Origin of the sequence: uncultured Fibrella sp. (assembly GCF_964250085.1) — a bacterium.
Lineage (GTDB): Bacteria > Bacteroidota > Bacteroidia > Cytophagales > Spirosomataceae > Fibrella.
In genome coordinates this window covers 1-6341 of the sequence record NZ_CAXUEC010000015.1, presented here as the reverse complement: position 1 = coordinate 6341, position 6341 = coordinate 1, and the positions used below count along the sequence as shown (strand labels likewise).

General features: G+C 47.8%; 6 protein-coding genes. 2 read left to right on the top strand and 4 right to left on the bottom strand.

Annotated features, from left to right (window positions below):
• The first annotated feature begins 171 nt into the window (after positions 1 to 171).
• Positions 172 to 1128, top strand: coding sequence for a replication initiation protein (locus ACFE8Q_RS27445; RefSeq protein ID WP_375448660.1), 957 nt, complete (start codon positions 172 to 174; stop codon positions 1126 to 1128).
• A complete protein-coding gene (locus tag ACFE8Q_RS27440; protein WP_375448659.1) occupies positions 1121 to 1453 on the top strand; it encodes a BrnT family toxin in 333 nt (110 codons plus the stop codon). Before ACFE8Q_RS27445 ends, ACFE8Q_RS27440 begins: the two co-directional genes overlap by 8 nt.
• 176 nt (positions 1454 to 1629) lie before the next feature.
• Here ACFE8Q_RS27440 and ACFE8Q_RS27435 read toward each other — a convergent pair whose 3' ends face one another.
• The 4 genes from ACFE8Q_RS27435 to ACFE8Q_RS27420 all read right to left on the bottom strand — a co-directional run bounded on the left by ACFE8Q_RS27435 (position 1630) and on the right by ACFE8Q_RS27420 (position 5665).
• On the bottom strand, positions 1630 to 3072 hold the full coding sequence (locus tag ACFE8Q_RS27435) for a gliding motility-associated C-terminal domain-containing protein (protein ID WP_375448658.1): 1443 nt from the start codon (positions 3070 to 3072) through the stop codon (positions 1630 to 1632).
• Positions 3073 to 3429: 357 nt separating this feature from the next.
• Positions 3430 to 4128, bottom strand: a complete 699-nt coding sequence (locus ACFE8Q_RS27430) for a hypothetical protein (RefSeq protein ID WP_375448657.1) — start codon at positions 4126 to 4128, stop codon at positions 3430 to 3432.
• A complete protein-coding gene (locus ACFE8Q_RS27425; RefSeq protein ID WP_375448656.1) occupies positions 4125 to 5183 on the bottom strand; it encodes a DUF5712 family protein in 1059 nt (352 codons plus the stop codon). Before ACFE8Q_RS27425 ends, ACFE8Q_RS27430 begins: the two co-directional genes overlap by 4 nt.
• Positions 5180 to 5665, bottom strand: a complete 486-nt coding sequence (locus ACFE8Q_RS27420) for a BfmA/BtgA family mobilization protein (protein WP_375448655.1) — start codon at positions 5663 to 5665, stop codon at positions 5180 to 5182. The genes ACFE8Q_RS27425 and ACFE8Q_RS27420 overlap by 4 nt, the downstream gene beginning before the upstream one ends.
• Positions 5666 to 6341 lie beyond the last annotated feature (676 nt).

Here is a 6341-nt window from a genome sequence, read left to right as displayed (position 1 = left end):
AAAAAACAGGTTTAGTCCGTCAAAAAACAGGTTTAGTCCGTCAAAAAACAGGTTTAGTCCGTCAAAAAAACAGGTTTAGTCCGTCAAAAAACAGTAAACTTTAACATACTGTGAATTTACTCTGTTTTTTGTCGTTATAGCCTCAGAACACCCTAAATCAGTTAATTTCCCATGAATCAGGCTTTAGAAGTCCGTCAACACAACGCCATTACTACGGCTCGTTATGAGTACTCAGAGTTGCAATTAGACTTGTTCTTCTATCTGCTCTCAATGCTCAAAAAAGACAAGACAGACGGAGTTTATGAGATTGTAGTGAAAGATCTGTCGGCCATGACAGGGAAAGAGTACAAGTACGGCTATCTGCGAAAAGCTACTGAGGAGATGGGTAGCCGAATGTTTGAAGTGTCAACCGCTAAGAGTTATAAACAACTCTGGATGTTTCAACGGGTCGAGTACATAATTGGTGAGGGGCGAATTGAGATAGAGTTTGCCAATCCAATCAAACCCTACTTGTTCGACCTGAAAGATAATTTCACCTCTTTTCAACTCTATGCAGCTTTACGCCTGGGCAGTAAGTACGCCAAGCGAATCTATGCCCTATGCAGTCAGTGGAAGGACAAAGGGCAAACTCAGACATTTAGTCTGGATGAGTTCAAGAAGATGCTGGCCTTACTCGATGATAAAGGCAATGAGCAATACAAGCAAATTGGACAGTTTAAGCAGTTTGTACTGGATGAATCAGTTAAGCAAATCAATCAGCACACTGATTTACAGATAGGCTACACACTCCAAAAACGGGGCCGTAGCTTTCAGAATATCACTTTCACGGTTAAGGCTCAACCGCTTGCCGTTGTCCTGCCGGTCAAAGATGGACCGGCAAAGGTGGGGGCGGCTCCGGTGGGTGTGTCAGAGGCTCAATACCAGAACGCCCGGCTATTACTGGAGCAATGGAACATCAAGCGTGCCGACGTGGTGAATCAGATCATGAACTCGGCCAATCTGGTTCAGGAGGTTAATAAGTTTGCCTACGAGTTACAGACAGGCAAGATAAAAGTAGAAAAGAACGTGGCCGGATATCTGCTCACCCGGCTGGGCCTGAAAGAACCAAAGGGAAAGAAAAATGCTTGAATTTCAGTGGGATGCAGCCAATAAGGGGCATATTATCGACCAATATCCACTCCGGGCAAACACAGTTGAAGAAGTAGAAAGCATATTCATTGACCCGAATTTCCGTCCGGCTCCTGATCGGGTAGACAGTCGGGGTGAACAGCAATACAGTGGCGTGGGGCTGAGCAACCAAAACCGTTTGCTCTTCGTTGCTTTTTCGTACAGAAATGGGCAAATTCGCCCTATCAGTTGTCGGCCCGCTGGCCGGAAAGACAGAAACAAATATGCTCAAACCACCCAGAAATCCGAACAAGAAAGCGACTCCGAAAATGATAGCCGTGATTAAAAATGGCCATACAGATGCTGAACTCGACGAAATGAGTGAAAGGTGGGTAAATCATCAGGGGCCTTACTTAACACTGGCTGAAGTAATAGCTATTGAGAAGGCGAAACTGACTGACCATTCTACCAAGTCATAATGGTTAGTCGGGTAGACTTTTCTTTCGGTTAACAGATCTGCCATTAGTGAAGGAGCATCACTGTTCCCCGCTGATACTGACGAACAATTGACTTCTTGTAGGGCAAAGTATAATGGAGTTGCCATGTATATGGACCGACCATACAGGGAATACCTTGATGATTTCCATTCCACCCAGTTTTTACGTCTTGTGATCTAAAAATGACCACTCCCCAACGATCATAAACGAGTAATTCAAGTTCTCGAATTATGTCAGAGCAACCTGTGGTTATGCTAAACTCATCGTTTATTCCATCGGTATTAGGAGTGAAAGCCGTAGGCAAATAAAGTTGACAGCATTCACTCGAAGAGTAGACCTGCACACTATCACGAGCCAAGCAACCAAACCGTTCGACTTCCACTTGATAAACACCCGGCTTGTCAACACTCAGCGTTGGAGTGATTGACCCATCCGACCAACGATAGCGATCAAATCCGGAACCAGCTATCAGCGTAATAGGACTTCCTTGACAGACGCTTGTATCTGTTTTGATCTGTAGATTTGGATTGCGTATAGCTACACGAACTGAATCTGTGTACGTTCTACAAGAACAGGTTATAGTCAGCGAATAAAGTCCGCTTTGAGTCACCGAAAGCGTTGAATCTGTAGAGCCGTCTTGCCAACGGTAAGTCGGCGCATACTGACTGAAATGCGCGTTGAGTTGTATTTTTTGACCTGAACAAATTGACGTATCTGGTCCTAAATCAATCCGATCCGGCATTTCAGTTAAACTCAGATCGGTAAACTGTAGGCTTGAGCTTCGGTTAGTATAATTGGGATGTAAGAAATCGCCAACTGTTACAAACTGTTCGTTTCCTTTCGCTTGGAAACATCCCTGCATAAGTTGCCTGGCAGCAAAATTGTCCGTGTAGCCACTACTAGTTGTGCGCCTTTCCTGATAGTACCGGTTCGTAAAAATTAGTTGAGGCTGGTATTGGGCGATTGATAAAAGCTCTTGATTGACATACGAAGGACGATTCGCACTGAATAGCAGTCCATAACTGTTTTGTTCTTGCTTTGAGCCGTTAGAGGCACCTACATTCGCTATGATGGCTTTCATTTTAAACCAGTAATATTTTCCCGCTTCCAGAGTTCGAACTAACGGAGCACTGGCATAAGTCCCTTGATTAGCAACAACTTTACCAGCGTCGGTTTGGTATACTGAATAAGTTCCAATAAAGCCGTCTGATAAAGGGGCATCAATCCACTGAGCAGCCGGGACGCACACTTTAGCTGCCAGATAATAATTACTGTTATAAGAGGCTCGATTGGGGTTATACCAAGGTGGTGCTAACTCAATATTACGATTACTAAGTGCTTGCTGGCAATCACTAATTAACTCAAAGCGCGGATTTGGGATTAGGTTTTGAGCATATATACACGATGACCCTACGTGGGCAAGTGTGTATATACACAAAGCTATCTTAGCCAGTAATAAATTTCTCATGTTCCTTGGCGATGCGTTATGCATTGGAGCTTTTCCAATGAAACTACAGGTTAAAGCTAATTTACATTCTAGTTAGAAAAAATTAGCTTTAACCTTGTAAGACACGGTTTATAAGAATTTTAAAATTCCCGGAATAGTCCCTTAACATAACTTTCGTTATAAAACTACCCTCCAAAAAGTACAATGCCTGGCTACTGGTGAAGAGTAGCCAGGCATTGTACTTTTTCAATTATTGTTCTGTTTTACACAATCGCCCAACAAATAGTGCGGGTCGATGCTGGCCACGAGTGGCCAGCATCGACCCGCACTATTTGTTGGGCCTGCTCCCCGCTAAGGGGTCGCCGAAGGCAATATGAATCAGGGGTTGTAGTAACGATCATACAGCCGTTTCCCCTCCGGCTGGGTCTTTGCCCAATTGGTGAACTCCCGCACGGCCTGCGTCTCCGATCTGGCCTGTGACAAGGCCGTTTCGCGTTCTCGGTTCAGTACACTAACCAGCACGATCAGTAGGGCAAACCCGGCAAATACAATGGCTGCGGCCTGCCACGAGGAGAACCCAACCCGGCCCGCGAAGGCATCGGCCTTGCTGCGGCTGGCCCACTCGATCCGGCTGGCGGCTCCTGACCCGGCCCGCTCGATGCGCTCGGCGGCACTCGTCCCGGCGGCTGTGATCGCGCCCGCGCCGGCATCGGCTGCGGCCTTTATCCCGGCTGGGGTAGGCATTCCCTTTTTCAATTCTGGCAGTACCAACCGGGCTATCCCTTCGCTGTCAATCGTAAAACTGACTCCTTCGCGGGCCTCGTGCAGCAACGCCTGTAACTCGGCTTGGGTCGCGGCTTTGGGCCGTTGCTCCATGCGGTCAATCCGGGTATTTAGTCCCTCGATGGCCCGACTCTGGCGGCTTAATTCATCCGTCAGGCGTTTGATCGGGTCGTATTCGGTTGGGCTACTATCACTCGGACCGGGCCGCCGTTGCGGTATCGGCTGGGGCGGTGTCGGTTCGACCGCTTGAGTACTTTGCTGGCTTAAATTTCTTAAAAACTTGTTCTCGTTCATAAGCCTAAGCCCCGACTAATTCGGGGGGCGTTTTCGGGTTTCTGTTCGATTTTCTGCTGCTGGACTACTTTCTGTTGCTCGGCCAATTTGGCCGTTTCTATGGCCTGTTTACGGGCTTCTTCGGCCTTTTGCTCCTGGGCTACTCGTTGCCGTTCTCGCTCGGCCTGCGCGGTGGCCAGAGCTGCGGTTAAATCGCTTACGTCCTTCTGCCGATAGGCTTTGCTCAAAACAGCCCGTAAATCGTCGGTAAGCTCATTTTCCGACGATTTGCCGGGTTGCTGGTACATTTCTGCCCGTTGGCCGGGTTCGTGGCTCTGAGCGCGTTTTTGGGCCTGCTCTGCGACCTGTCGCTGCATTTCCCCTTTGGCTGGCTCGTCACCGTACTTCATGCAGTGCAAAAACCGGAACGATTCGGTTAACGAACGCTCGTAGGTAAACGCCTGGTCAAATGTCTGCTCGGTGCGCTGACTGAAGCTGTTGCGCTCAAAACCGCCCACGACCGGCCCTTTGGTGGTGGCTTTGTGATTGGTCAGGGGGCTAAGGTGGTAGGGGTTCTTGCGCTGGTGCTGCTCGTTTTTCTTCCCTTCTACGTACTCCCGTAGGTTCTCCGTCCGGCTCACGATCACATGAATATGGGTTTGGTCGCCAGTCTTGGCTACGCCTTTTTGCTGCTCACCCAACTGTACCGCCCGGTCAGTGTGGTCAAAGCTGCGGCTATGTTCGATCTTGGCAAACCACACCAAATCTTTGCTTTCTATCCCCTTTCCAAAATTGGCCGCGTACTGCTCCATCGTGGCGCGGGTGAATGCCTGTAACTTCTGGGGGTCACTACCGATGTGGGCTAATTCAGCCTGTGAAGGGGCTAAAATCACTTGGTAGTACTTGGCATCCTCCCGGCCCAAATTGCGCTTGTTATGGTCGATCTGGGCCACTACCACGTGGCCAGCAAGTTGCTCCCGGCCCTGACTGAACCATAACCCGGCCTGCTCTTTCTCCAAATACTCGACCAGTCCCCCACAACTGCCCGGACTACCCCCGCCTATCTTGGTCATCATCGCTTCTTGGGTTTGCTCTGCTGCTGGATTAGTTCGTCGGTCTGCTGTCGGTACTCCGGGCGTAGGGCATTATCGACCATAGCGGTACGAAACGAGAGCCGCATCAGGGTTTGAATGGCTTCAACAACGCTGGTTAACTGCTCCTCTAACTGCTCTGGGGTGATACCAGTACTGCCCGATGTCTGCCCGATCTGGGTACGCATAGCCTTCACCTCGGACAGGATAGGCTTTAGTAGTTCCTTCTCCTGCTCCCGGATAAATCCAATCATCCGTTTATCCAAAGCATCTACCTTTTCGGTTAGTTTCTTTAGTGCTACGTCGGGTACATCGGCCTTTGTGTCGCGGGGGTCGGTCTTGGTAAGGGTGAAATACTGCGCCATGACTGCGATCAAATCTTTATGGGACAGGCCAAATTTAGTACCTAACCGCTCTAACTGTTGGTGAGTGCCTGCGCTGACAGAAAGGCTTTTACGGTCGCTCATGTAGTAAGAATTTATACAATTACTAATTGATAGTCAGTGGTTTACTAAAAATGTGCACAATTAGTACTAATTTCTTGTATGTTTTGTAATTATAAACAATTGATTACTAACCCCGTAGGGCGAGAAGAACGGTATGACCCGTAGGGGAATAGCGTTCCGTCTCGCTCTTAAATAAGACCGCTTCGCGCTACGCTCCCGGATGGCTCAACGTGGCAAAGGGGAAGGTAAAGAGAATCTACCGGGTTCACAAATTGACCATTGGCTAGGCGGGGAGTAGGATAGGCTGAGACAGTAAAAGACTAGGACACAACAATAAGGGGTCTTTTCTTTCCCCGTTGTTGTTAGGTTAGTTATATTACAGGATGGCTATTCTTAGAAAAATGCAAATTTTGGAACACATATAACTAAGTTTATAGTTGCCCCCCCTCCCTGCCCTTTTGATTTTTTGTTGTTTTTGTTTTTTTCTGTTTTCTCTTTCCCCCTTCGTTATTTCTCTCGCGTCAGCCTTGTTGGGTTGCGTCAGCTCCCTAAATGCCGTTTTTTTTCTGCAACACAATCTTTGTGGTATTTGAAATCTTTGTTCTATTTGTTATCCTATATATAGGCGAAAAAACAGGTTTAGTCCGTCAAAAAACAGGTTTAGTCCGTCAAAAAACAGGTTTAGTCCGTCAAAAAA